Below are 24,368 nucleotides of genomic sequence, written 5' to 3'. Positions count from 1 at the left end.
TCGCTGCGGTGTGGGGGTCAGTGCTGCCAGGCGGCGACCACCGTCATCGCCTGGGCGGGGTTGAGCCGGGGGTCGCAGAGGGTGGTGTACCGAGCGGCCGTCCGGTCGGTGGCGGTCCGGTCGTCGGCCAGGCACTCGTGCACGTCGTCCGGTGTGGTCTCCAGGTGCAGGCCGCCCGCGGTGCCCCCCGCTTCCCGTACCGCGTGCTGAAAGGCCGTCACCTCGCGTACGACCGTGTCCACGAAACGGGTCTTGCGGCCGTCGGGGCCCGTGACGGTGTTGCCGTGCATCGGGTCGCAGAGCCAGACAGCCGGGTGCCCGGCCGAGCGGACGGCCGCCACGAGGGAGGGAAGCCGGTCGGCCGCGGCGTCGGCGCCCATGCGGGCGATGAGCGTGAGCCGGCCCGCCGCCCTCCCGGGGTCGAGGCGCTCGCAGAGGGCGAGCAGCGCGTCGGCCGTCATGGTCGGACCGACCTTGCAGGCCACGGGGTTGGTCACCCGGGCGAGCAGCGCGACGTGGGCGCCGTCCAGCTGCCGGGTCCGCTCGCCGATCCACGGCCAGTGGGTCGAGGACAGGAGCAGCCCGCCCTCCTCGTCACGGCGCAGCATCGGCACCTCGTAGTCGAGGAGCAGTGCTTCGTGGCTGGTCCACACGACGGGGTCGATGCCGGTGCGCCCGGCCGCGTCCCCGCGCCAGCCGAGGTGGTCCGTGACGTCGCTCGCGGCCATGTAGCTGGTGAGGATGCGCAGCGGGTCGGGGCGCCGGCTCTCGGCGTCGGGTTCGGGACCGTTGACCATGTGCCCCCGGAATACGGGGAGTTCGCCGCCGTCGAGGATTTCGGTCGGGCGTGAGCGGGGCTTGGCGAACTGACCGGCCATGCGGCCGACCCGCAGGACGGGCTTGTGGGTGGTCAGTTTCAGCGTGCCCGCGAGGAGGTCGAGGAGAGCTGCCTTGCGGGCCACGTGGGAGGGGGTGCACTCGTCCGGGTCCTCCGCGCAGTCACCCGCTTGCAGCACATGAGCTTCCCCGGCCGCGACGCGGGCGAGCCGGGCCCGCAGCGTACGCACGTCCGCGGCCCGCACCAGCGCGGGCCGGCCCGCCAGGTCCTGCCGTATCCGCAGCACCTGCGCGGCGTCCTCCCACGGCGGTTGTTGCAGTGCCGGTCCCGCGCCTGTGACGTCGAGCAATATGTCGTCCAATGGACTCTCCTCTGACCGGTGGAGCCGGGATAAGGGGCAGTGATTCAAGGATTCAAGGGTTGAGGGAAGCGAAATAGGCATGGGGGTAGTACGGCGGGTTATGCGAATTAACTCTCTATGCGTCAGGAACGCTATGCGTCAGGAACGCGCGGATTCAGCGATGCCCTTGATGATCCAGCACATACAGAAAACGGCGACGACAAGCCCAAGGTCGATCAGCGCGGAACCCGTCATCGCGCGGGCGTAATCATCGGGTCCGGGCTTTTCCCCGAGCATTCCGAAGAAGGTCGCGCCGACGACGGCGACACCCGCCGAGCTCGCGAACTGCTGCGTGGTGGTGAGCACTCCGGAGGCCGCTCCGGCCTTCTCCGGGCGCACCTTGACCAGGGCCGCGCCGATCAGCGCGGGCAGCACGAGGCCGTTGCCGAAGCCGACCAGGCAGAGGCACCCGACGACCAGGGGGACGCCGATGTCCTGCCCGTACGTGTGGAGCAGCACCGCGAGGAGCAGCAGCCCGGACGCCGTCACCGCGCTCCCGGCGATGAGGACCCTCGTACCGAACCGGTCCGCGAGCCTGCGGCCGAGCAGCGAGCTCCCCGCGAAGAGGATGCCCATGGGCGCGAAGACGAGACCGGCGCCGAGCGGGCCGAGGTCGAGCCCGGACTGGAGCAGCAGGGTGAGGGTGAACATGAAGCTGCCGAAGTAGAGCTGGAACGCGATGCCCGCGATCATCCCGGAGCTGAAGGAGGAGCTGCGGAACAGGGTCAGGTCGAGCACGGGGCTGCCCGAACCGCGGGTCAGCGCGCGTTCCCAGAGCAGCGTGGCGACCGCCACGGGCACGGCCGCGCCCATGCAGATCCACGACCAGAGGGGCCAGCCCTCGGTCCTGCCCAGCGAGAGCGGCAGCAGGACGAGTACGAGGGCGAGGCTGACGCCGACCGCGCCGACGGGGTCGAGTCCGACGTTCCGCCTCGGCACGGGGCCGGGCAGGTGGCGGGCGGCCAGGACGGCGGCGACCGCGCAGACCGGCACGTTGATCAGGAAGATCAACCGCCAGCCGGGCACGAACAGGTGGAGTTCAAGGAGCCCCCCGCCGAGGACCTGGCCCGCGATGGAGCCGAGTCCGCTGGCCATGCCGTACCCGGCGATGGCCCGCGGCCTGGCGGCGGCCGAGAAGTGGGCGGTGATCACGGCGAGCACCTGCGGGACCATCAGGGCGCCCGCGGCGCCCTGCACGAGCCGGGCCGCCACGAGCTGCCCGGGGGTGGCCGTGATGCCGCACAGCAGGGAGGAAATGCCGAAGGCGGCCATTCCGATGACGAAGAGGCGGCGGTGTCCGTAGATGTCGCCGAGCCTGCCGCCCGTGATCATTCCGCTGGCGAAGGCGAACGCATAACCGCCGACGACGAGTTCGAGCATTCCCGCACTCGCGTGCAGGTCGCTCTCCAGCGAGGGCGCGGCCACATTGACGACGAAGAAGTCGAACTGGACGATGAACATCGCCGAAAGCAGCACTCCGACGACAAGCCCGCCGCCGGGCGCCGACGGCTTCGCCTTCCTGCCGCGTCCGGCGACGGAGAGATGGTCGATCAACGTGGCTCCTTAGAACAATTTCCTGTACGCGTTCCGTTCCGTTCGTACATCAAGTTGCCCGGCGAACCGGATCGGTTGACAGCGCCAGTCGATCTTCCTCCCGGCGGCTTGAAACTATCGGTCGTCGTTCGCCCGCGGAACTACTCGATGAGGTAGGCCGGGCACCGGAGCACCTACTCGACCGAGTAGTCCCACACCCTCGTGACGCACGTCACACGGCCCGGCCGTATCGCGAGGTAAACCGCACCGCCGGGCCGGGCAACCAAGAGGGACTGCCGGAACCGGGGGAGGGACCCCCGGGCCTCCGGCCTCAACCAGCCGACGCTGATGGGTACTTCATGTTCAAGAACGAAACATGCGGCACACGAGGGCGGACCCCGGAGCGGACGGAGGCCGCCGCACAGGCCTGGCCCCGCGAACTGTCCGAAACGGCACGGCAGTTCGTACGGGCCGCCGCCCTCGTCGGCGAGACCTTCGTGCTGCACGACGTGGCACGGGTGCTCTCGGTGACGACCCTGTCCCTGCTGCCCGCACTCGACGAAGCCGTCGCCGCCTCCCTGATCCGGTTCGACGGGGACCGGCTGGCCTTCCGGTCCGCGGCCGTACGTCAGAGGCTCAGCGCGGACATCCCCGCTCCACTGCGGGAGATGCTGCGGCGCGTCGTGATCGCACCGCCCGCCGCACCGCCCACCGCCGCACCCCCCACCTCCGCAGCGCCCACCCCCGCAACGCCCGACACGACAGCCCCCTCCCCGGCCGCGCCCACCTCCGCGACACCCTCCCCACCCGGCACCCCGCCCCTCGTGGCCTCCCTCCTCCTGGCCCAGGAGAGCCTCTCCCGCCCGCTGCCCGCACGGACGCGAGCCCTGCTGCGGGAGGCGCTCGACGCGGCGCTGCCGGGCCACGAGGACGAGGCGGCCCAGATCCTCGGCCTGTGCCTGGACGACGAGCGGGGGCAGCGGGAGCAGGCACGGTCCGTCCTCGCCCGGTACGACCGCGGCCCCGCAGCGGTGGTCGCGGCGACGGTCCTTTCCAACCTCGAATGGGCAGCGGGCCGCCTGGACACCGGGCTCCTGTGGGGGCGCGCGGCGCTGCGCATGACGGACGGATCACTGCCGCCCGCCTGGCGTCCGTATCCCCAACTCGCCCTGGCCGTCAAGCTGATCCAGGTCGGCCGCGTCGGCGAGGGGCGGGCGGAGCTGGCCCGGATGCGCGTGGAGGCGGAGCGGCAGGACAACCGGCAGGCGATCGCGGACTCGACGATCGAGCACGGCCGGCTCCTGCTCGGCACGGGACGCATCACGGAGGCCGAGACCGACCTGGCCGTGGGGGTCGCCCTGGCCGACCGGCTCGGCGCCGCCACGACGCTCTCGCAGGGCCTTTCGCTGCTCGCGGTGACGGCGCTGCGACGCGGCGCGGTGGACGAGGCGGCGGGGCACGTGCGGCGCGCGCGGGTCGAACTCGCCGCGGAGCAGGCCGTGTTCCCCTCCCTCCGGCACGCCTGGGTCGACTTCCTCGTGACGACCGCGGGGACGGACCCCCGGAGCGCCGGGAAACTCCTCGCGGGTCAGCAGGACGCGCTGATCAGGCCCCCGCTGTTCCTGCGGGACCACGGCGCGGCCGCGCAGCTGGTCCGCCTCGCCCGGGCCGCCGGCCACGCGTCCCTGGCCGCCACCGTCGTACGGAAGGTGGAACGGCTCGCGGCACGGAACGCGGCGCAGCCGTCCCTGCTCGCCACCGTCGAGCACGCCCGGGGGCTGCTGCGCGGCGACGCAACGGCGCTGGAGCACGCGGCCCGCACGCACGGCGACCCCTGGGCCGCCGCCATGGCCAGCGAGGATCTGGGGATGCTGCACCTGGCGGGCGGCCGGGCGGGGGACGGCGGCACGGGCAGGGACTGCCTGCGGGTCGCCTGGGAGCGGTACTCCGACATCGGGGCGCGGGCGGATGCCACGCGGGTCGAGACGCGGCTGCGGGAGCTGGGCGGGGCTGCGGGAGCGGGGACGTCATCGGCTCCGCCGGGCGCGACGGCGGGAATACGGGCCACCCGGGCAACCGCGCTCACGGAGGCGGAGTCGCGCATCGCCCAGCTGGTGGCCACCGGGCTGACCAACCAGCAGGTGGCCAAGCAGGTGGGGCGCTCGCCGCACACCGTCAACTACCACCTGCGCCAGATCTTCCGGAAGCTCGGCGTGAGCTCACGGGTCGAACTGGCCCGGACCTTCCCGGCACCGCTGCCGCAGCCGTAACCGCATTGAGAGCTACGGGCCGATGCCCCGTGCGGCTGCCCCCTCGGAGCTCCCCGTCGGCTGCGCCCCCTCGGAGCTCCCCGTCACAGCGCCCCGGGTGCGAGCCGGAGCACCCCCCGGCCGTGCCCCCGGTCGTCGAAGACCACGTGCTCGGCCGGGGAGGCGCCGGACAGGGCCCAGATCCCTGCCGCGCAGGCGAGGATGACCAGGACGAGGACGAGCGAGACCATGACGGCCCGGCGCCTCAACTCCAGCCGCTGCCAATGCCGTTGGGCCCGACGGTAGGCGTCGGGGGCTTCGTGCACGGTCTCCGCGGCGTCCGCGAGGGCGGAGCGCAGGCGGTCCTCGGCGGACGTGTCCACGTTCACGTCTCGCCCCCTTTCATGACCCGGCTCAGCTTCGCCATCCCCCTGGAGGCGTGCGACTTCACCGCTCCGGTCGAGATGCCCATGGTCCGGGCGATCTCGGACTCCTTGAGGTCGAGCCAGTATCGCAGGACGAGCACCTGGTGCTGGCGGACGGGCAGGGAGCGGAGCGCGCGGACCACCGACCGGTGTTCGTCGCGCAGGAGGGCGTGGTGCTCGGCGGAGAGTTCGAGGCCGTCGACGTGACGCTGCGCGTGGCGCCGTACCACCCTGAGGTGACGCAGCCGCATCCGCGCCAGATTGCACACCGTCCCTCTGAGATAGCCGAGCGCGGCCTTCGGCGTACTCAACCGCCCCCATTTTCGGTGCAGTTGGTAGAAGGCCTCGGCCACGACGTCCTCCGCCTCCCCGTCCGCCCCCAGAAGGAAGGCGAGACGCAGCAGGCCCTGATAGTGCGCGGCGAAGAGATGGGCGATGGCGGCGTCCCGGTCGGCGTGCTCCAGGTCGAAGCCGTCCTGCGCCTCGGCACTGCCGGACGCGTTCGCGCCGCGCCGCAGCTCGACACCGGGATACACGCCCTTCGTCTCCTTCACACACCCTCCCTCTACGTCGATCCCGTCCCGTACGGCCCTTGGGTCCCGTCCCGTACGGCGATCAGGCCAGTCGGTGTCAGCGTCAGTCGACGCGCACGGCGAACGGGGAGCCTCTGCGCGGCACCGGGGCGCGCCCGGCGACCACCTCGCGTCTCCTGCGCACCCCCACCCGGTCGAGCAGCGGCGTGAGCGCCACGACCAGGACGAGATTGACCACGAGCGCCGTGAGCGCGACGTACACCGGGAGATGGAGCGTCCCGGCCCCGACGTCGACCACGGAGGAGAACCCCCGGCTCACGGTCAGGGCCGTCCCCAGGGCCATGCCCGCGGCCCACCCCACGAGCAGCGCCCGGTGGTGGAACCACCGGGTGAAGGCCGAGAGGCCCACCGCGGGCACCGTCTGGATGATCCATACACCGCCGAGGAGATGGAGGTTGACCGCGTCCTGCGGGTGCAGGTCGAGCGCGAAGGCGAGCGCTCCCACCGCGATCACGACCGCCGCGAACCGGGCGACGCGCACCTCGTGCTTCGGGGTGGCCGTGGGGTTGAAGTACTCGCTGTAGATGTTGCGCGCCACCAGGGTCGCCGCCCCCAGGGCGATGACCGCCGCGGGCAGCAGCGCCGCGACCGCGAGCGCCCCGAGCAGGAGTCCGCCGAGCCAGGGCGCCCCGAGCCCCTGGAGCAGGAGGGGGACGGCCTGCTCCGCGTGGCCCGGCGGGGTCCTGATCCCGGCGGCGAGCGACACGAAGCCGAGGTAGCTGAAGAGGCCGAGCGCGAGCGTCCACAGCGGCAGCGCGAGGACGGCGCGGCGCACGACGTCGGGGCTGCGGGCCGCGAGCACGGTGAGGAGCATCTGCGGATACATCAGCTGCGCCAGGGCGGATCCGACGGCGAGCGTGATGTACGCGGTGTACGTCCCGTGCGGCATCGACAGAGCGAGCTGCTCGTCCGCCAGAGCGCGACCGGCGGCGGCGAAGACCTGCCGGGGCGGGCCCGCCCGCCGGCCGGAGAGGACGAGGGCCGTGACGAGCAGGGCGACCAGCAACACCGCTTTGTAGCGCGCCAGTTCGGCGCAGGCCCGCAGCCCGCCCGGCAGGAGGGCGGCGGTGAGCACGACGAAGACCGCGACGAGGACGAGCACTCCGGCGAGGCCGCGCGGGCTTATGCCCATGGCCCGTACGGCTGCTTCGAGGCCCAGCGCCTGCAGCGCGAGGTAGGGCATGGCGGCGAGGAGGCCGGTGAGGGCGACCGCCAGGGCCAGGGCGTGCGAACCGTGCCTGGCCCGCGCGAAGTCCGCGGTCGTCACGAGGTCGCCGCGGTCCGCGAGCTCCCGCATGCGGGGCAGGAAGACGAGCGCCATGGGGGCGAGCAGCAGGGTGTAGGTCAGCGCGTAGAGGCCGAACCCGCCGGTGGCGCGGGCCAGTCCGGGGGCGGCGGTGACCGTGTAGGCGGTGTAGACGGTGCCGCCGAGGAGCACGGCCGCCCCGCCCGCACCGAGCCCGCGTCCGGCCAGCGCCCAGCCGGCCGGGTGCGGGAGCTCGCACGGGGCGGCGCGGCGCGCGAAGGCCCACGCGGCGGTGATCGCGGCGGTCACGAGTGCGGAAAAGGCCAGAAAGGAAGCGTTGTTGGACATCAGCCGCCCTACCGCCTCTCCCCGTCACGTGCGGACGGTCAGAACGGTAGACCGACTCCATGGCCCACGCAACTATCTTATGGAATGTTCTTTCCGCAATACGGAATGCAAGTGAATGGCCGGACTCCACCCATGTGACCGTGTCCATGACATCGTCACCCAACCACCCCATCTCGTTCACGCGGTCGTACACGCATCCGTGTCACCCTCCCGATGGTTGATTAGTCAACTCGCGTAGACCGCCCGCCGATTGGCCGCCCGGCCCGGCGCACGGCACGCGCGAGACCTCCGGGAAAGGACACACCCCCACATGCCCCTCCCGCGTGTACACCGCTGGAAACCACTGGCCCTGACCGCCGCCGCGGTGCTCGTCGGCATCACCCTGCCGGCCACCGCGACGGCCACGCCCTCCCCCGCACCCTCCCCCACACCCGCCCGCCACGCCACGTACGACGACACGTACTACAAGGACGCGCTCGGCAAGACGGGCCCCGAGCTCAAGTCCGCGCTGCACACGATCATCAGCGAGCAGACCAAGCTCACGTACGACCAGGTCTGGGACGCGCTCAAGACCACCGACGAGGACCCCGCCAACAGCGCGAACGTGATCCTGCTCTACAGCGGCACCTCACGGAGCAAGAGCGCGAGCGGCGGCGACCAGGGCGACTGGAACCGCGAGCACGTCTGGGCCAAGTCCCACGGCGACTTCGGCACGGCCACGGGGCCCGGCACCGACGTCCACCACCTGCGCCCCGAGGACGTCACGGTCAACAGCATCCGCGGCGACAAGGACTTCGACAACGGCGGCAGCGCGGTCGACGGGGCCCCCGGCAACCTCACCGACGGCGACTCCTTCGAGCCCCGCGACGCCGTCAAGGGCGATGCGGCCCGGATGATCCTCTACATGGCCGTGCGGTATGACGGCGAGGGCGGCTTCCCCGACCTTGAGCCCAACGACAAGGTGGACAACGGCAGCGCGCCCGCCATCGGCCGCCTCTCCGTCCTGAAGCAGTGGAGCGACGAGGACCCGCCGGACACGTTCGAGAAGAACCGGAACCAGGTCATATTCGACAAGTTCCAGCACAACCGGAACCCGTTCATCGATCACCCGGAGTGGGTGGAAGAGGTCTGGTAGTCGCGTGAACTAGGCCAGACCGGCGAGCTCGGCCAGATCGTCGGCGTCGAGCCGCAGCCCGGCCGCCGCCACGTTCTCCTCCAGATGGGCCGGGGACGACGTACCCGGGATCACCACCATCGCCGGGGAGCTACCGAGCAGCCACGCCAGCGTGAGCTGGGCCGGCGTGGCCCCGTGCCGGTCGGCGACGCGCCGGAGCACCTCCAGGTCGGGTGCTCCGGCGCCGCCGAACGGAAAGTACGGGACGTACGCGATGCCCTGCCGCTCGCACAGCCCGACCAGCTCCGCGTGCTCGCGCGCCAGCGGGCTGAACCTGTTCTGCACGGCGGCGACCGGCGCGATCTCCTGGGCCTCGGCGAGCTGCTGCGGCGTGGCGTTGCTGACGCCGAGGTGCCGGATCAGCCCCTCCTCGCGCAGCGCGGCCAGCGTGGCGAAGCGGTCCTCACCGGGGCCGTCGCTCCGCAGGAACCGGAGATAGACCAGGTCGAGGTGGTCACGGCCCAGCTCGCGCAGGTTCCGGTGCACGGCCGCGCGCAGCTCCGCCGGGTCCGCGGGATCCATCCAGCTGCCGTCCGGGCGGCGGCCGGGCCCGACCTTGGTGGCGATGACCAGGTCGTCGGAGTAGGGGTGCAGGGCCCTGCGGATCAGGTCGTTGGCCGCGATGTCCGCGAAGAAGTAGAAGGCCGCGGTGTCGATGTGGTTCACGCCGAGCTCGACGGCGCGGCGCAGCACCGCGATGCTCCGGTCCGGGTCGTGCGCGGGCCCGTCCCAGTGCGCAGCGGGCAGTCGCATCGCGCCGAATCCCATGCGGTGGACGGCGAGATCGCCGCCGATGCGGAAGTGCCCGGCGGAGGCGGCGGTGCCGCCCGTGTTCCTGGTGGTGCTGTCGGTGATCGCCATGGCCAGATCCTCCGACGTACGCGTTTCGTACGCGAACACCTGGCCACTTGCTGCCAGCGTTGACCCCTTGCGCGGGACACCGCAGACTGTCGCCACCATGCCGACCACATCGCACAACGATCAGATCGTGTCCCTGCGGGGCGAGCGGGAACTGGTGCGCCGGGCGGGCGACGTGTTCACCGGAGCCCGGGAGGAGTTCCTGTGCGCGGCGGCGGACCTGGTGACGTTCTCGCCCGGAGTGAACGCCGCGTTCGCCGGGGGCAGGCGGCCTCCGCTCACCCCCGGCGGCCTGACGATGCGCAAGCTGTACACGCCGCGGGCGCTCGCGGACGAGGAGTCCGAGGAGCGGCTGCTGCGGATCGCCGAGTCGGGCGCGCAGGTCCGCATCTCGGCGGCGCCGCTCGCCCACGAGGCGATCGTCATCGACCGACGGGTCGCGATCCTCGCGGGGGCCCCGGTCCGGGGCGTACGGACCTTCACGGTGATCCAGTCCCCGATCGCGGTCGAGGGGGTCAGGGCCCTGGTGCACGCGGCCTGGGAAACGGCCACGGACCTCGCGGACTACCGCCGCACGCGGCCGCCCGTACTGGACGAGGAGGCTCGTCGGATCCTCCGGGCGCTCGGCGCGGGCCGCACGGACGAGGTGACGGCACGCGAACTGGGCATGTCGCTGCGCACGTACCGCAGGCGGGTGGCCGACCTGATGACGGCGCTCGGAGCGACGTCGCGCTTCCAGGCGGGGTTGCGGGCGCGGGAGTTGGAGTACGGGGAGGGGGGTGGGGTGGCGGGGGGCTGAACGTGCGGCTCCCTATCGCCCGTGCTCAAGGGTGTCGAGGTCGGCGAGGCCTTCGCGGACCCGCGACCGGAGCTGCTCGTTCGTCAGGTCGTCCGCGTCCCGCAGGTCCGGGTCGATGACGTAGTGGTCAAGGGCGTAGAAGATGTGGTCGAGGATCCTGGAGAAGGGTTCCCGCAGACGTTCCCGCAGGTGCAGGGCTTCGCGCCGAGCGCCCAGCCACGCCGCGGCGAATTCCTCGCCACTGATGTGGTCGGCGGCGAACGATTCCATGAGACCCACCTGTTGCGCGGTGGCCGCCCCTTCGGCGATGTCGCTCTTCGATGCCCACGCCATCTGAAACGGCCGGGCCTCCCCCACCACCGCGAGCACAGCCGGATGCCTGTGCCCCACCCGCTTCGCGTACCGGAGGAAATCGACGGTCACCTGATCGTCCCCTTCGGGAAGGCCACCCCGCAGAAAATCTCCCTTCCCGGCGAAGAGCGCGTACCCCTTGCCGGTGACAAGAAGTGCCCCGGTGCCATCGGGAAGTACGATCAGGAACTCCCCGTCGGGCGAGTCCCGCCAGTCCGGCCAGGGGCTCCGCCGAAGGACGCCGTCCTCGGTCGCCGGAACCTCGGTCCCGGGCTCCACGACTCCCACATCCCCCAAGCGACACACGACGATGTGCCCGTGCCCCGCCCGCACGGCTCCGGCGCTCACACGCCGGGCCAGATGCCTGTCCAAGCCGGAAGGGGCTGGAACCGGCACCACCCTCTTGTGCCCCTCGGCAAGCCACTCGCGCCGAAAGCGCCCTGGGCCGTGGCCGGAACCGGAACCGGAACCGGAGAGGATGCTCCGCAGCTCGTTCATCGATCAGCCCCCCGGACCGCCGTATGCCAGCTGTCGGCCTTGGCGAGATACGGCCCGCTCACGTCGTCGGCCCCCGCGACGTAAGCGAGCCAGCGCAGTTCGTCGCAGGCGAAGAAGGACTCGCCCCAGGTGTCGGCCCAGATGCGGACCGTGCCGTCCGCCGAGTGCGTCAGGTCCCACCACGCCCACCCCCGGCTCTCGGAGTCGGGATCGAACTCGTGCAGCCATTCCTGGAGGTCCCAGGACCCGCCCCGGATCGCCGCGGCGTAGCGCTCCCTGCCGCGCCGCGCGTATTTCGGTGCGTTCGCGAAGAGGGGGCCGCTCACCACAGCGAACCACTCGGGGACAGCGGCCGCCGGCAAATCCTCCTCGGCGAAGTCCGACGAGAGGGCGAGGCCGAGCGCAGCGTCGAGTACGGACCGCAGGCGGGCCTCGTACGCCTCGACGGGCACGGTCGTGGTGACGCCGAACCAGCTCAGGACGGGGGGTGCGTCCTGGGCGGCGGGGCGCCGGGCGACGCGGAGCCTCTCCTGCTCGATGTCCTCGGTCTCGTGCACCATCTCTCTGCCCCCTTCTCGGTCTCAGTCGTCCCCGGGAGCCGCCGCGAGGAACGCGTCGATCTCCTGTCGGACGTAGCGCGACAGGCCTGTCAGGACGGCCGCGGTGTCGCGGAGTTCACGGGCGAGTTCGGGGGCGGCGACCCAGACCTCCGGCTTCCTGGTGACGACCGCGTACAGCAGGTCGTCGTCGAACCAGCCGCCCTCCACCTGCTTAGGCGCGGTGTCCCGCAGGATCTCCACGGCCAACGGAAGCAGCCAGGGCAGCCCGACGTCCTGCCCGATCAGCCGCGCCAGCTCATGCGGCTCCAAGGTCCCGACGGGGCGGCGCCGCAGCTCGTGCACGTTCCTGACCATGGGGGTCGCGTCCGCGGGAGGAGCTGGCCAGCGCCGGCCCTCCAGTTCCTCCAGGGAGCTGCCGCGGTCGAAGGCCTCGGGCATCGTGAGGTCCTCTCGTGTTCGCATCTGCATCCTTAGGAGCTCTACAGCTGAAACGGATACGAGACCGTCTGCGGTCTGCCCTGTCGCCGGCCCCGGCCCCGGCCCCGGTCAGGCGTCTCGTAGCCCCAGCCCGCGACGTGCCAGCTCAAGGGCGACCGTCCCGAAATCCGTCCCGATGTATTCGAGTTCGGTCGCGCTGTGCGCGCCGGAGCCCCATGCGTACACCGGAGCTTCACCGTCCGGATTCAGGCGACTGGTGTCGAGGACGAAGTAGCCGCCCATTCCGTCGGGGCGGAAGGCCACCAGCGAGGAAGGCAGGCCCGCGGACTCTCTGAGGTCGAGAGTCTCGGTGACGGCTCCCAGCATCTGGCCGTCACGCATGACGATCCCGTAGAACTCGTCTCCTGCCACGTCGCAGTCGCCGAGCTCGCGCAGGAAGAGCTTGTACGAGTCGGGGAAGGATGCGCCCAATTGCCGCTCCGCCTCCGCGATGTCGGCCTCCGAGCGCCCTCCTGCGAAGACCGACTCCTCCTGATGGTCCCGTACGAGCTGTACGAACTGTTCTGCTTCCCTAATTCCCATCACGAACTCCCCACGTATGCTTTTGCGCGGTCTTTCCAGTATTGCTTTCGCCAGAGGTCAAACTCTTCCCGGTTTATTCCGGACGGAATCTTCGTCCCTGACTTCCAGTGCAATTGATGATAGTTACCGAAGTGCATGCTGTGCGTCAGTTCCGCCATCGGCCCGTCCTCGGTCTGGAGCATATGGTGCACGTTCATCGGCCTGCCGTCGGGGCCGAGAGGAGCGAGCCCCTGCTGCATGCGCTTCAGGTTGGATCGCCCGTACCGGTCGCGCGCCTGTATCGCTTCGGGGTTGTTCAATACGAGGTCGTCGCGCTGGTACACACGCTGGCCCCGGTACTCCACGAGGTTCCAGAACCGGCAAGAGGGCGCGAGGCCCAAGTGGTCGGTCCACAGGTGGGGATTGTGGACGTAGGTGGAAGGGTTCGGCGCGGGCGAGAGGCCGAGGGGGTCGAGCGAGGCGTAGCGGCCGGTCTCGGAATCGTAGTGACGGAAATAGTTGTAATTAAGGCCGGATTCGGGATCGTAGTACTGACCCGGGAACCGCAGTGGTGTGTACGCGGAAGCGTCCGCTGCCCAGGCTGTGACACCCCACAGAGTGCTACGGGCCTGCCAGGCGATGTCGCCGTCTTCGTCGAGGAGCTCGGTCGGCGTACCGACCAGGTCGGTGACGATGGCGAAGAACCGGGAGTCGATCTCGTGTTGAGGCGCTTCGGCGGCACTGATGCGTTCGGTCTGCGTAAGGGGACAGAGACCCCGGTGGTCCCAGGTGACGGTGACCGGGTCGGGCAGCTCGGGGGCAGTGCTGGTCTGCTCGCAGAGCAGTGTCCCGTCCCAGGTGAAGTCGACCCTCTCGACGACTGACTCCCCATCGGCCGCGAGGCGGGCCTTCGCGATGCGCCGTCCGAGCGGGTCGTAGGTGTAGTGCCACCGGGCGCCGTCTGGAGTGATGACCGCAATGAGCCTGTCTTCGGCGTCCCACACGTACCGCCATGTGTCGGCCTTTTGCGAGAGTCGTATCTTCTGGCGGAGCACGAGGCGGCCGGCAGCATCGTGTTGGTAACGGACACGGCCCGCCCGCAGCAGGGTGGTCCCGGCGTACTCGCGCCGCCCCTGTGCCTCCTGACCGGGGTGAGCCGCAGGCCACAAGGCATCCGCTTGGCCGCCCGCAGGGTCGTACGCGTAGGCCTCGAGCCACCCTTCCGCTTGGACACGGGTGACGCGTCCCGACGGATCGAGCTCGAACCTCTTCGTCCCGCCCACTTGTTGTTCGATACCGGTCAGACTGCCGTCGGCACTGTATTGGTACGTGCGCTCTTGGACTCGGCGTCCTCCGGAGCCCGTGATGGACTGAGCCCCGGGCCGGCCCATCACGTCGAACGAATGAGAGATGGTCAGGTGATCACCGACGTGGCGGGCGACCTCCAGTCCTCCGGCGTCGTGCTCGAAGCCGAGACGCCTGCCCCCTGCCGTCAGGCTGGTGCGGTTTCCCACCGCGTCGTACGTCCACGTGCTCATCGCGCCTGACGGGGTTCTGCGTTCCGAACGGCGACCCAGCTCGTCATAGGCATAGGAAACTCTGCGGCCGTTCACGGTTTCGGACAGCACGCGGCCAGTCGCGTCGCGCAGGATCTCCACCACGGCGTCCGGGTTGGTGGCACCGGTCATCCGGCCCGCGGGATCATAGGTGAATTCCGTGACATGTCCGGCCACCTCCTTGCGCCGGACCGCGCCCAGGTCATCGCGTTCGAAACGGATCGTCTCGCCCAGCGGCGTCACCCGTTCGGTGAGCTGTCCCGCCGCGTCATGGTGATACCTGTGCCGCCTGCCGTCGAAATCGACTTCTTCGACCAACCGACCGGCTGCGTCGAATTCGTAGTCCCAGGTCAACCCCAGTGGATTGCGCACCTGGACGAGACGGAGCTCGCTGTCGTAGGTGAACTCGTGGCGGACGCCGTCCGGGCCTGTACTGGCGGACAGTAGGTCGAAGTGGGTGAACTCGAACAGCGAGGTACGGCGCAGGGCATCGGTATGGGACGTGCAGTTGCCCTCGCCGTCGTACGTCCAGGTCTCCTCCGAGCCGTCGGCGGCGACCTGACGGGCGAGGTGGCCCTCGGCCGTCCACTCCAAGAGGGTCCGCGCGCCCAAGGGGTCCGTCAGGACCACCGGCTGCCCGAACGCGTCACGTTCGTAAGCGGTCACGGCTCCGAGAGCGTCGGTCACCCGGATGGGCAGGCCCGCCTCGTTGTTGCGGATCAGGGTGCTGTTTCCGAGTGCGTCGGTGATGCGCTTGACGCCACCGGTGCTGTCGTGGGCGAGGCGCGTGGTGCGGCCGACGGCGTCGGTCACGGTCACTGGATTGCCGGAGCCGTCGTACTCCTGGCACCAGCGCGACCCATCGGCTTCCACCACCAGCGTCGGCAGGCCGAACTCGTTGTACTGCGAGCTGATCTCGCCACCGTCTGGACGCACCACCCGCGAGACGCGACCCTCCCCGTCGTACGCGTAGCGGGTTGCACGGCCCAACGGGTCGGTCACCGCGGTCAGGCGCAGCTCCTCGTCCCACTCCTGCTCCGTGACGTGCCCCAGCGGGTCCGTCTCCCGCACCAGCCGGTACGCCTCGTTGTGCTCATACACCCGCACATGCCCCAGCGAATCCGTCACTCGCGTCGTGCGCGTCGCGTCCTCGTAGGTGAGCGTGGAGGCGAGTGCGTCGCCGGTGCCGCCGGTGGCGGTGACGCGGCCCCGCTCGTCGTAGGCGTACCAGTACGTCGTGCCGTTGCGGTCGGTCCAGGACGTGATGCGGCCGTCCGTGTCGTAGGTGTAACGCATCGGCAGGCCTGAGGAGTTGGTCTCGTCGGTGAGGTGGCCCGCCTCGTCGTAGGCGAAGGTGACCAGGGTCGTGCCGGGGTCCGAGGGAGCTTCGGGGTCCAGCAGGCGCAGGCCGGTGATGCGGGAGTCCGCGTCGTCGCGGTCCAGTGCGATGCGGTAGCCGCCGGTGTGGCTCACCGCCGCGGGGATGTCGCCCTCGGCGTACTCGATGGTGATGCGGTTGCCGTTGCGGTCCTGGATGTACTGGAGCGGGAGGTCGACCGCCTCGCCCGCCGCGGCGGGGACGGGGCTGTGGAAGACCTGGGTCAGGCCGCTGTCGGGGTCGCTCACGCATATCGCGCCGTCGAAGCCGTCCACCCAGGAGAGGGTCAGGCGTGAGCCGGGGGTGTCGGGGCGGGCCGGGGCCCCGGTCTCCGGGTCCGGTATCGGGAAGCAGAGGCGGGCGCCGTCGGCGGCCGCGTAGACGAACCCGTCCTCGTCCGCCTGCACCCGCTGGTCCAGCGTCGAGGCCCAGGACGGGCCGAACCAGCCGCCGAAGCGGTAGGAGGACAGGTGGGTGCGCTCCAGCACGAGGGGGAGCACGCCCGGGAGTTGGACGTCCGTGCGCGGCAGCGCCATGTCGCCGGTGGCCACGTCGATCGGGTCGCGGACGAACTTCTTGAGCGCGTTGCGCACCGAGGCGGGCAGCTTGTCGAAGCCGGGGCGCATCGAAAGGCGTTGGAAAGAGGCGCAGTTGAGCTTCATGGCGCCGCGCAGCCTGGCCAGGTCCTTGGGCTTGAGCTTGCCCAGACCCTTGCCGAGCAGGGTGCCCAGACTGCCCAGGCCGACGCCGAGGGCCGCGCCGAGCGCGAGGGTCTCGGCGAGCTTTCCGGGGTCCTTGAAGGTGGCGGGGTCCTTCAGCAGGGTGTCGAGCGCGGCGAACTTGGCGCCCTCGCCCGCCATCTTCCCGACCCGCGCGATCGCCTTGATCTCCTTGAGGGCCTTCAGCGCCCGGCGCAGGCCCCGGATGACCTCCAGGACCGCGCGGATGGTGCGGGCCATCGCCGTGCCCGCGTGCTCGATCCGGCCGATCAGGGCCATTGCCTTCGCGAAGCGGGCGCCCGCGGCCAGGTTGCCGACCACCGCGGAGGCGCCGCCGGTGAGGACGGACAGGGCCAGGCCCGCCATCTCCACCTCGATGATCTCGACGATGATGACGTTGAGCTCGGTCAGGAGCTCGTGCGCCTCGTCGGCGTACTTGTCGAGCGCGTCCGCGCCGTCGCGCAGCGAGTCGGCCATCTGCGTGGCCTGCGTGCGGGTCTTCTTGGCCCGTTTGTTGAACGCGGTGGCGGTCTTGCCCTCCCAGGTGACGTCCTTGAGGGCGGACTCGGCGTCCTTGACCGAGGCGTCCACGGCCTTGGCCAGGCCCCGCCACTTCTTGGCGATCTCGCGCACGCCGTCCGGGTCGACGGCCGGGTCGGAGATCCCCAGGAACTCCATCATGGAGGCCATGTTGTCGCCGGCCATGTGGTTGAACTTGTTGATGTAGTGCAAGGGGTTGAGGTCGACCACGGGGCTCAGCCCTGCTTCTTGCCGCGCGCGGCGGCTTCGAGCAGCACGTCCAGGACGTCGAACGCCTCGGACAGGTCGGTCATCAGCTTCGCCTCGCCGTGCCACGCGTCCACGAGGTCGTCCGCGACCTCCGCGAGCGTCTCCATGCCCTCGCGCACGTCATCGGTCGCGCTCATCAGCGCACCCAGCGCGCCAAGGGCGGACAGGTCGTGCGAGGCCGCCTTGAAGTCGTGCAGCGGCTTTGCGATGTGGTGCGGCGCCTTGCGCAGCAACGGTGCCGCTTTCGCGATCGACTCCGAGTCCTTGCCCAGATCCCCCATGTCCGACGTCCCCCGATACCTCACGTTGCAATGTGCACAAGCCAACGCGCGACAGTAGCCGTTCCGTGTCACCGGATCGACTCCGTACGGTCATGTACAGGCAAAGCCTACGGCTCCACCAGCCCCCTCTCCGCGTCATACGCCGCCCGCGACTCCGCGATCGTCACGCGGTGCTGTTCCGCCCATCCGGTGAGTTGCAGGAGCGTGCCGTGCAATGCGCGGGCGACGGGTGTCAGTTCGTACTCGACCTTCGGCGGGACCGTGGGGTGGACGGTGCGTTTCAGGAGACCGTCCCGTTCCAGGTTGCGCAGGGTGAGTGTCAGCATGCGGCGGCTGATGCCCTCGATGGCGCGCTCCAGTTCGGTGAAGCGGATGGGGCCGTGCGCGGCCGCGATGATGATCGGGACGCTCCATTTGCCCACGACCCTGTCAATAACTTCGCGGACCGGGCACGCCTCCGCGTTCACCACCTGCGAGGTAACACCGGTGTTCCCCTGGGACATCAAAGTGCCTCCTTACTCCCCGCCCTCGCGGGCATCCACGATGAGCCCCGTTACAAGTCATGCACCTTTGCAGGTCAAAGGCGCCAGATACGGAGGTCGTCACCATGTCCCAGACCGTGTACGAGGTCAACACCCCGGCGCCGCCCCGGCCGTCGCCCCGCCGGCCCGCGTCCCCTTGGGCCTCGCTCGCGGTGCTGTCGTCCGGTGCCCTGATGACGATCATCGACGGCAACATCGTGACCGTCGCGATGCCGGCCGTCCAGAGCGATCTGGGGTTCTCCGCGGCCGGGGTCGCCTGGGTGGTCAACGCCTATCTCATCGCCTTCGGCGGGCTGCTGCTGCTCGTCGGACGGCTCGGTGATCTCGTCGGGCGCAAACGGATGTTCGTGTCGGGGCTCGCGGTCTTCACCGCCGCCTCCGTGCTGTGCGGGGTCGCCACCGATCAGGGGCTGCTGGTCGCGGCCCGCGCGCTGCAGGGCGTGGGCGGCGCGATGACGTCCGCGGTGGTGCTCGGCATGCTCGTCGCCCTCTTTCCCGAGGCGCGCGAGCGGGCCAGGGCCATCGCCGTGTTCAGCGCGGTCGGCGCGGCGGGCGGGGCGATCGGCACCTTTCTCGGCGGGGCGCTGACCGAGACGCTGAACTGGCACTGGATCTTCCTGATCAATCTGCCCATCGGGGCCGTCGCGCTCGTCGCGGCGGTGCGCGTGCTCGACGCCGACCGTGGTGCGGGTCTCGGCGGCGGCGCGGACTATCCGGGCGCGGCGCTGATCACCGGCGCGCTGATGCTGACCGTCTACACCATCGTCACCGCCGCCGAGCACGGCGCGGCGACGACCGTCCTCCTCGCCGCCGCGTCCCTCCTCCTTTACGTCGCCTTCACCGTCCGCCAGGCCCGCGCGGCCCGGCCCCTCCTCCGGCTCCGCCTCTTCCGCTCCCGCGTCCTGACCGGCGCCAACGCCGTGCAGATGGCGATGATCGCCGGGATGTACGGCTTCCAGTACATCGGGGCGCTCTACCTCCAACGGAGCCTGGGCTTCGGGGAGTTGAAGACAGGTACGGCGTTCCTGCCCGCGCCCGTCGTCATCGGGGTCCTGATGCTCGGGCTCTCCGCGCGGGTCATCGGCCGCTTCGGCGCCCATCGCACGCTCCTCGCGGGCCTCACCCTGATCACGGCGGGCCTCGCGCTCCTCGGGCAGCTGCCCGCCGACGGTTCGTACGCCGTCGACGTGCTGCCCGGGATGCTGCTGATCAGCGCCGGATTCGCCGCCGCGATGCCCGCGGTGACGGGGCTCGCCATGGGCGGCGCGTCCGAGGAGGACGCCGGGCTGGCGTCCGGGCTCTTCAACACCACCCAGGTGGTGGGTGGTTCACTCGGCCTCGCGGTCCTGACGACCCTCGCGGCGAGCCGCACGGAGTCCCTCACCGGGCGGGGCACGGACGCCGTCACCGCCACCGCCGACGGCTACCGGCTCGCCTTCTGGGTCGCCGCGGGCATCGCGGCAGCGGGCCTCGCGCTGGCGGCGACGGTGCTGCGGCCCGGCCCGCGGCGCCCCTGAGAGCCTGTCTTTGACACCATGAGGATGCGGTCAGTCGTCCAGCGCCTTCATGACCTTCCCCAAGTCCACGAACTTGAAGTTCGTCGCCGGGCGGTCGCCGTCACCGGGGGCGTCGTGGCCGTCCTGGACGACCAGAAGCCCGTGCGGGTACTCCGGGCCGAGCGGCTCGTTCAGGGCCGCCGCGCCGTCGCACTCCTCGGAGCCGTCCAGGGCGCCGCCCGCCGGGGTGACGCGGAAGCCGCCCTCGTACTCGTTGCGGTCGCTCAGCTCACGGTCGTACGCGGCGAAGGTGTTGTCGCCCTGGCTGGAGGCGAGCAGGTAGCCGTCGCCGTCGGACTCGGCGACCAGGGTCAGGCCCTCCACGTCGGACGCGATCCGCTTGCCGCCGTAGCCGGGATCGGCGCCCGGCGTGCACTCCTCCGTCTCCTCGTCATAGACGCCCGGGACGCCGTACTCCCTTACCTTGTCGACGAGTTGAGGCTTGCCGGTCAGGTCCGCGCGCAAGCGCCAGATACCGACGTCCTCCTGCCCTGCGTACAGCGTGCCGTTGGACGGATCGACGACCATGCCCTCGATCTGCGGGAGCTCACCCGGCTCGGCGCACGGGCTCCACGACGTGCCGTTCGGCAGCCGGAACGAGGACGGCAGGTCCATCGTGCGGACCTTGCGGTACGAGACCTTGCCGCCGCTTCCCGGGATCAGTTCGAGGAGCGCCACGCTGGTCCGCTCGCGGCGGCTGACCAGGGCGTACGAGCGACCGCTCGCCTCGTCCTGCCAGGTCGCGAGGCCGTACGCCGTGCGCTGCTCGTTGATCTCGGCCTGGCCGGCGGAGAACACGGGCGGAGCCGCCGGGTCCGTGACGTCGGTGAGCGGGCCGCCCGGGCGGTCGCGGTCGATGCGGTAGAAGCGGAGCCGGTCGTTGCCCCGGTCGCTGGTGACGGCGAGGTCGGCAGGGCCCGACGACAGCTTCAGGCCGTGCACGAGGTCGACGTTGTTGAAGCGGCCCGGCGCGTCGTCGGGGCCGGTGGCGGGCGGCGCCGCGACCGACTGCACGGGACGTGCGTCCAGGTCGTACGCGCGCAGGCCGCCCTCCTTCGCGGTGGCGATCACCAGACTGCGTGCCGGGTCCGCGGCGTCGCGCCAGATCGCGGGGTCGTCGGCGTCGGCGTTGCCGCCCGCGTCGTCGTCGTGCAGGACGGGGGTCTCAGAACGGGGGGATATCCCCGGCAGCGGGTCGGCGGCCACCGCCGTGGTGGCGGACGTCGCCACGAGGACGGTCGTCAGGGCGAGTACGACCGAACCGATCGTTCGACGGGTCGGACAACGTCTGGTCACGCGATGACTCCTCGTTCCGGAACGGATGGATCTTGCGTGAGACTGGGGCTCCTCCGTGTCGGCCAGCCATACGGCACACGTCCGGTAACACCCCACCCGAATGTACACACGGTTAACTAACTCCCATGCGTCTCAGTCATGTTGGGGCTTCGCGAGCCGCCCCTCCCCCTCCGTGAGAGCCAGCCTCGCCCAGACCGTCTTGCCGACACCCCGCCCCTGCACGCCCCACTCCGTGGCCAGTGCCGCCACGATCACGAGTCCCCGGCCTGACTCCCCTTCGGGCTCCGGGAGTTCGGGTACGTCCGGCGGCCTGCGTTCGGCACGGGTGTCGGCGACCTCGATACGGAGCGTGTCCGCGTGGAGCGTCACGCGCAGCTCGAAGTCGCGGCCCGGCACACGGCCGTGGGTCACGGCGTTCGCGGCGAGCTCGGCGACGATCGCCTCCGCGGCGTCCGAGAGCTCGCTGTCGTACGGAATCCCCCAGCCGTCCAGGTGGTACCTGGCCAGCCTGCGGGCGAGGCGGGCCCCTCGCGGGGTGGCGCTCAGGCGTTCGGTGACCTCGCGGAGCGCGGCGGCGGCGGGTTGGGCTTCGGTCGGCATGCGCCCACCGTGGCCGCACGCCCCAGGGGTCACCAGGCACAAAACTCGTACGCTCCGTAATTGTACGAGTGCGAACGGTGGACAGTACGGGTAACCGAACGTGACCATGGGCGAGTTGGCGGGGACCGGTAAGCGAGCGTCAGGGGATACCCGTGATGTCGTCAAGTACGTCGAGCAGTAACGAGCCAGAACCGACCGATGGGCTCAAGGCCTTCGGCGCGGTCCTGAAGAGCTTTCGCAAACACGCCGGGTACACGCAGGAGTCCCTGGCCCCGGAGATCGGCTACTCGGCCCATTTCCTCGCCTCGATCGAGCAGGGCAGACGCTTTCCGCCGCCCCGTTTCGTCGACCGGTGCGAGGCGTCGCTCGACGCGTTCGGGACGTTGCGGGTGGCTGTGGTTCAGTTGTCGCGGCAGCGGGGGCTGGCTTCTTGGTTCCGGCGGTGGGCCCAGCTGGAGCAGGAGGCGGTGGCTCTCTGCACGTACGAATGCCGGTTAATTCCGGGCTTGTTGCAGACGGCCGCCTACGCGCGGACGCTGTTCGTCAATCAGCTTCCCCCGATGGGCGACGAGCAGATCGAGGCGCAGCTGGAGGCACGAGTCGGGCGTCAACGGCTGCTCACCGAGCGGCCGAACACCGCGTTCAGCTTCATCCTTGAGGAACATCTGTTCCTGCGTCGCATGGGCGGGCATGACGTCACCATGGAACTCATCGACCATGTTCTGGGGCTCGCCAAGCGCCGGAACATCGAGATTCAGATCATGCCGGTGGTGCGGGAGAGCCATGCAGGGCTGGACGGTCCCATCCGACTGCTGGAGACACCAGAGAACAAGTGGTTCGCGTACGCCGAGGGGCAGGAGAGCGGCCAGTTCATCTCCGACCCGAAAGTGGTCAGCATGCTCCAGATGCGGTATGCCAGGATGCGCGCACAGGCTCTCTCGTTCGACGACTCGGTGAGCCTGCTGGAGCGGATGCGAGGAGCGCAATGAGCACCCCCGAACTGGCCTGGTTCAAGAGCAGTTACAGCGGAGGTGACGGCGACGACTGCATAGAGGCCGCCCTTACCTGGCGCAAGTCCAGCCACAGCGGCGGCTCCGGCGACGACTGCGTGGAAGTCGCCCCTTGCCCCACCACCATCCACATCCGCGACTCCAAGCGCCCCGCGGGACCCCAACTCTCCCTGGAGCCCCGCGCCTGGGCGCGCTTCGTGAGTTACGCGTCCCGCAGCTGACGCTGGGACTCCACGAGTTCCCGCGCCTCCTCGTCCGTGCCCACCGACGGCGGGGAGCCCTCCAGCGGCTGGCGGGCCGTCTCCTTCATCGCGGCGACGGCGATGATGCCGACCAGGCCCGCCAACATCGTGTAGAACGCGGGCATCAGGTCGTTGCCGGTGGCGCTGATCAGGCCCGCCACGACCAGCGGCGTCGTACCGCCGAAGAGGGAGACGGAGATGTTGAAGCCGATGGACAGCGAGCCGTAGCGGACGTCCGTCGGGAAGAGGGCGGGGAGCGACGAGGACATGGCGCCCAGGTAGCAGACCAGGGCGAGGCCCAGGATGAGCAGGCCGGAGAAGACCGGGATCGTGCCGCCCTGCTTGATGAGGAGGAAGGCCGGGAGGGCGAGCACGAAGAAGCCGATCGAGCCCGCCATCAGGACCGGCTTGCGGCCGATGCGGTCGGAGAGGCGGCCGACGGAGTTGATGAGCGCCATCAGGATGAGCATCACGATGACGATGGACATCAGGCCGCCGGTCTCGCCGAAGCCGAGCTGGGTGAGGTACGTCGGCATGTACGACAGCAGCATGTAGTCGGTGACGTTGAACGCCGCGACCAGGGCGATGCAGAGCAGCATCGCGCGCCACTGGCCGAAGAAGGAATCCTTGAAGGACTTCTTGTCGCGCTCGGCGGCCGGCCCGCTCTCCTCCATCTTCTGGAATGCGGGCGACTCGTCGAGCTTCAGGCGCAGGTAGAGGCCGATGAGGCCGAGCGGCGCCGCCACCAGGAACGGGATGCGCCAGCCCCAGGACTGCATGGAGTCGTCGCTGAGCGCCATGGTCAGGGTGGTGACGAGGACGGCGGCGACGGTGTAGCCGATCAGCGTGCCGAACTCCAGGAAGGAGCCCCAGAAACCGCGGCGCTTGTCGGGGGCGTACTCGGCGATGAACGTCGCCGCACCGCCGTACTCGCCGCCCGTGGAGAAGCCCTGCACCATGCGGCAGAGGACGAGGAGGACCGGTGCCCAGACGCCGATCGAGGTGTAGCTGGGGATCAGGCCGATGGCGAGCGTCGCCGTCGACATCATGATCATGGTGAGCGCGAGGATCTTCTTGCGGCCGACCTTGTCGCCGAGCGGGCCGAAGAACATGCCGCCGATGGGGCGCACCAGGAAGGCGGCGGCGAAGGTCGCCAGGGAGGAGAGGGTCTGCGCGGTGTCGTTCCCGGACGGGAAGAACTCCTTGCCGATGATGACGGCGAGGTAGGCGTAGACGCCGAAGTCGTACCACTCCATGGCGTTGCCCAGCGCGGTCGCCTTCACCGCGCGTTTGACCTGAGCTTCCTCGGTCACCGTGATGTCGGACTGGCGCAGCCGCGGGTTCTTGCGGCGGTGGATCGCGCGGAAGAGCGCACGGTGGCGGGCCACTGCTTCGGGAGCGGGCGGTGCCGGTGTTTCAGGGGCTTCGGGCGCGCTCACGTTGCAGTCACTCTCTCTGTCGGACACCTGGGACGGTCGTCGATCAACATTGCCAACCCCCGGAAGGGGAAGTGCCCGCCATTGGTCCC

At 70.4% G+C, this 24,368-nt stretch carries 22 protein-coding genes; 6 read left to right on the top strand and 16 right to left on the bottom strand.

The annotated features are described in order from the left end of the window. Positions 1-17: 17 nt before the first annotated feature. Positions 18-1,199, bottom strand: a complete 1,182-nt coding sequence (locus tag ACFVYL_RS23285; protein ID WP_389719123.1) for a 3-deoxy-7-phosphoheptulonate synthase — start codon at positions 1,197-1,199, stop codon at positions 18-20. A gap of 138 nt (positions 1,200-1,337) precedes the next feature. Next, on the bottom strand, positions 1,338-2,792 hold the full coding sequence (locus ACFVYL_RS23280) for an MFS transporter (RefSeq protein WP_389719121.1): 1,455 nt from the start codon (positions 2,790-2,792) through the stop codon (positions 1,338-1,340). 338 nt (positions 2,793-3,130) lie between these two features. On the opposite strand from ACFVYL_RS23280, the gene ACFVYL_RS23275 reads away from it, so the two are divergent. Further along, positions 3,131-5,041 carry a LuxR C-terminal-related transcriptional regulator gene (locus ACFVYL_RS23275; protein ID WP_389719119.1) on the top strand — a complete coding sequence of 637 codons (1,911 nt, stop codon included), beginning with the start codon at positions 3,131-3,133 and terminating at the stop codon, positions 5,039-5,041. 83 nt (positions 5,042-5,124) lie between these two features. Here ACFVYL_RS23275 and ACFVYL_RS23270 read toward each other — a convergent pair whose 3' ends face one another. The 3 genes from ACFVYL_RS23270 to ACFVYL_RS23260 all read right to left on the bottom strand — a co-directional run bounded on the left by ACFVYL_RS23270 (position 5,125) and on the right by ACFVYL_RS23260 (position 7,632). After that, the gene (locus ACFVYL_RS23270) at positions 5,125-5,409 is read right to left on the bottom strand and encodes a hypothetical protein (protein ID WP_389719118.1); all 285 of its coding nucleotides are present in this window, start codon (positions 5,407-5,409) and stop codon (positions 5,125-5,127) included. After that, a complete protein-coding gene (locus tag ACFVYL_RS23265; protein WP_389719117.1) occupies positions 5,406-5,999 on the bottom strand; it encodes a SigE family RNA polymerase sigma factor in 594 nt (197 codons plus the stop codon). Before ACFVYL_RS23265 ends, ACFVYL_RS23270 begins: the two co-directional genes overlap by 4 nt. Before the next feature lie 82 nt (positions 6,000-6,081). Next, positions 6,082-7,632 carry a sodium:solute symporter gene (locus ACFVYL_RS23260; RefSeq protein WP_389719116.1) on the bottom strand — a complete coding sequence of 517 codons (1,551 nt, stop codon included), beginning with the start codon at positions 7,630-7,632 and terminating at the stop codon, positions 6,082-6,084. Positions 7,633-7,942: 310 nt separating this feature from the next. On the opposite strand from ACFVYL_RS23260, the gene ACFVYL_RS23255 reads away from it, so the two are divergent. Continuing rightward, a complete protein-coding gene (locus ACFVYL_RS23255; protein WP_389719114.1) occupies positions 7,943-8,767 on the top strand; it encodes an endonuclease I family protein in 825 nt (274 codons plus the stop codon). Positions 8,768-8,776: 9 nt separating this feature from the next. Here the strand turns inward: ACFVYL_RS23255 and ACFVYL_RS23250 are convergent, their stop codons facing one another. Then, positions 8,777-9,667 (bottom strand): aldo/keto reductase, encoded by an 891-nt coding sequence (locus ACFVYL_RS23250; protein WP_389719113.1) that lies wholly within the window; start codon positions 9,665-9,667, stop codon positions 8,777-8,779. A 97-nt stretch (positions 9,668-9,764) separates the two neighbouring features. On the opposite strand from ACFVYL_RS23250, the gene ACFVYL_RS23245 reads away from it, so the two are divergent. Further along, positions 9,765-10,463 (top strand): DNA-binding response regulator, encoded by a 699-nt coding sequence (locus tag ACFVYL_RS23245; RefSeq protein WP_389719112.1) that lies wholly within the window; start codon positions 9,765-9,767, stop codon positions 10,461-10,463. Positions 10,464-10,475: 12 nt separating this feature from the next. Here ACFVYL_RS23245 and ACFVYL_RS23240 read toward each other — a convergent pair whose 3' ends face one another. The 7 genes from ACFVYL_RS23240 to ACFVYL_RS23210 all read right to left on the bottom strand — a co-directional run bounded on the left by ACFVYL_RS23240 (position 10,476) and on the right by ACFVYL_RS23210 (position 18,097). Further along, positions 10,476-11,312: a colicin immunity domain-containing protein gene (locus ACFVYL_RS23240; protein WP_389719110.1), complete on the bottom strand. Its 837-nt coding sequence runs from the start codon at positions 11,310-11,312 to the stop codon at positions 10,476-10,478. Continuing rightward, positions 11,309-11,872, bottom strand: coding sequence for a hypothetical protein (locus tag ACFVYL_RS23235; RefSeq protein ID WP_389719109.1), 564 nt, complete (start codon positions 11,870-11,872; stop codon positions 11,309-11,311). Before ACFVYL_RS23235 ends, ACFVYL_RS23240 begins: the two co-directional genes overlap by 4 nt. A 21-nt stretch (positions 11,873-11,893) precedes the next feature. Beyond that, a complete protein-coding gene (locus ACFVYL_RS23230; RefSeq protein WP_389719107.1) occupies positions 11,894-12,334 on the bottom strand; it encodes a contact-dependent growth inhibition system immunity protein in 441 nt (146 codons plus the stop codon). Positions 12,335-12,418: 84 nt separating this feature from the next. Continuing rightward, a complete protein-coding gene (locus ACFVYL_RS23225; protein WP_389719105.1) occupies positions 12,419-12,892 on the bottom strand; it encodes an SMI1/KNR4 family protein in 474 nt (157 codons plus the stop codon). Continuing rightward, on the bottom strand, positions 12,892-17,274 hold the full coding sequence (locus tag ACFVYL_RS23220; protein WP_389719103.1) for an HNH/ENDO VII family nuclease: 4,383 nt from the start codon (positions 17,272-17,274) through the stop codon (positions 12,892-12,894). The genes ACFVYL_RS23225 and ACFVYL_RS23220 overlap by 1 nt, the downstream gene beginning before the upstream one ends. Positions 17,275-17,279: 5 nt before the next feature. After that, a complete protein-coding gene (locus ACFVYL_RS23215; RefSeq protein ID WP_389719101.1) occupies positions 17,280-17,594 on the bottom strand; it encodes a hypothetical protein in 315 nt (104 codons plus the stop codon). Between the two features lie 107 nt (positions 17,595-17,701). Beyond that, the gene (locus ACFVYL_RS23210; RefSeq protein ID WP_389719100.1) at positions 17,702-18,097 is read right to left on the bottom strand and encodes a winged helix-turn-helix transcriptional regulator; all 396 of its coding nucleotides are present in this window, start codon (positions 18,095-18,097) and stop codon (positions 17,702-17,704) included. Positions 18,098-18,201: 104 nt separating this feature from the next. Between ACFVYL_RS23210 and ACFVYL_RS23205 the strand changes: the two genes are divergently transcribed. Continuing rightward, positions 18,202-19,653, top strand: coding sequence for an MFS transporter (locus tag ACFVYL_RS23205; RefSeq protein ID WP_389719098.1), 1,452 nt, complete (start codon positions 18,202-18,204; stop codon positions 19,651-19,653). A gap of 30 nt (positions 19,654-19,683) precedes the next feature. Here ACFVYL_RS23205 and ACFVYL_RS23200 read toward each other — a convergent pair whose 3' ends face one another. Further along, entirely contained in the window at positions 19,684-20,988 is a 1,305-nt protein-coding gene (locus tag ACFVYL_RS23200) for a phytase (RefSeq protein ID WP_389719097.1), read from the bottom strand. Between the two features lie 132 nt (positions 20,989-21,120). Next, entirely contained in the window at positions 21,121-21,588 is a 468-nt protein-coding gene (locus tag ACFVYL_RS23195; protein WP_389719096.1) for an ATP-binding protein, read from the bottom strand. Positions 21,589-21,743: 155 nt separating this feature from the next. Here ACFVYL_RS23195 and ACFVYL_RS23190 point away from each other — a divergent pair, with 155 nt between their 5' ends. After that, positions 21,744-22,577 carry a helix-turn-helix domain-containing protein gene (locus ACFVYL_RS23190; RefSeq protein ID WP_389719095.1) on the top strand — a complete coding sequence of 278 codons (834 nt, stop codon included), beginning with the start codon at positions 21,744-21,746 and terminating at the stop codon, positions 22,575-22,577. Continuing rightward, positions 22,574-22,819, top strand: a complete 246-nt coding sequence (locus ACFVYL_RS23185) for a DUF397 domain-containing protein (protein ID WP_389719094.1) — start codon at positions 22,574-22,576, stop codon at positions 22,817-22,819. Before ACFVYL_RS23190 ends, ACFVYL_RS23185 begins: the two co-directional genes overlap by 4 nt. On the opposite strand, the gene proP is transcribed toward ACFVYL_RS23185, so the two are convergent. Continuing rightward, complete coding sequence (proP, locus tag ACFVYL_RS23180) at positions 22,801-24,279, bottom strand: glycine betaine/L-proline transporter ProP (protein WP_389719093.1); 1,479 nt, start codon at positions 24,277-24,279, stop codon at positions 22,801-22,803. The genes ACFVYL_RS23185 and proP overlap by 19 nt on opposite strands. Between the last annotated feature and the right edge of the window lie 89 nt (positions 24,280-24,368).

Source organism: Streptomyces sp. NPDC058308, from assembly GCF_042880275.1.
GTDB lineage: Bacteria > Actinomycetota > Actinomycetes > Streptomycetales > Streptomycetaceae > Streptomyces.
Note: the sequence above shows the minus strand (reverse complement) of the source record. Positions and strands in the feature narration are given on the sequence as shown.

Bases quoted from the DNA above. Each gene is read 5' to 3' on its own strand.
- ACFVYL_RS23275 (WP_389719119.1), top strand. From the start codon at position 3,131: ATGTTCAAGAACGAAACATGCGGCACACGAGGGCGGACCCCGGAGCGG.
- ACFVYL_RS23195 (WP_389719096.1), bottom strand. From the start codon at position 21,588: ATGCCGACCGAAGCCCAACCCGCCGCCGCCGCGCTCCGCGAGGTCACC.
- ACFVYL_RS23255 (WP_389719114.1), top strand. From the start codon at position 7,943: ATGCCCCTCCCGCGTGTACACCGCTGGAAACCACTGGCCCTGACCGCC.
- ACFVYL_RS23225 (WP_389719105.1), bottom strand. From the start codon at position 12,892: ATGGGAATTAGGGAAGCAGAACAGTTCGTACAGCTCGTACGGGACCAT.
- ACFVYL_RS23185 (WP_389719094.1), top strand. From the start codon at position 22,574: ATGAGCACCCCCGAACTGGCCTGGTTCAAGAGCAGTTACAGCGGAGGT.
- ACFVYL_RS23245 (WP_389719112.1), top strand. From the start codon at position 9,765: ATGCCGACCACATCGCACAACGATCAGATCGTGTCCCTGCGGGGCGAG.
- ACFVYL_RS23210 (WP_389719100.1), bottom strand. From the start codon at position 18,097: ATGTCCCAGGGGAACACCGGTGTTACCTCGCAGGTGGTGAACGCGGAG.
- ACFVYL_RS23230 (WP_389719107.1), bottom strand. From the start codon at position 12,334: ATGCGAACACGAGAGGACCTCACGATGCCCGAGGCCTTCGACCGCGGC.
- ACFVYL_RS23260 (WP_389719116.1), bottom strand. From the start codon at position 7,632: ATGTCCAACAACGCTTCCTTTCTGGCCTTTTCCGCACTCGTGACCGCC.
- ACFVYL_RS23205 (WP_389719098.1), top strand. From the start codon at position 18,202: ATGTCCCAGACCGTGTACGAGGTCAACACCCCGGCGCCGCCCCGGCCG.
- ACFVYL_RS23215 (WP_389719101.1), bottom strand. From the start codon at position 17,594: ATGGGGGATCTGGGCAAGGACTCGGAGTCGATCGCGAAAGCGGCACCG.
- ACFVYL_RS23235 (WP_389719109.1), bottom strand. From the start codon at position 11,872: ATGGTGCACGAGACCGAGGACATCGAGCAGGAGAGGCTCCGCGTCGCC.
- ACFVYL_RS23250 (WP_389719113.1), bottom strand. From the start codon at position 9,667: ATGGCGATCACCGACAGCACCACCAGGAACACGGGCGGCACCGCCGCC.
- ACFVYL_RS23240 (WP_389719110.1), bottom strand. From the start codon at position 11,312: ATGAACGAGCTGCGGAGCATCCTCTCCGGTTCCGGTTCCGGTTCCGGC.
- ACFVYL_RS23190 (WP_389719095.1), top strand. From the start codon at position 21,744: ATGTCGTCAAGTACGTCGAGCAGTAACGAGCCAGAACCGACCGATGGG.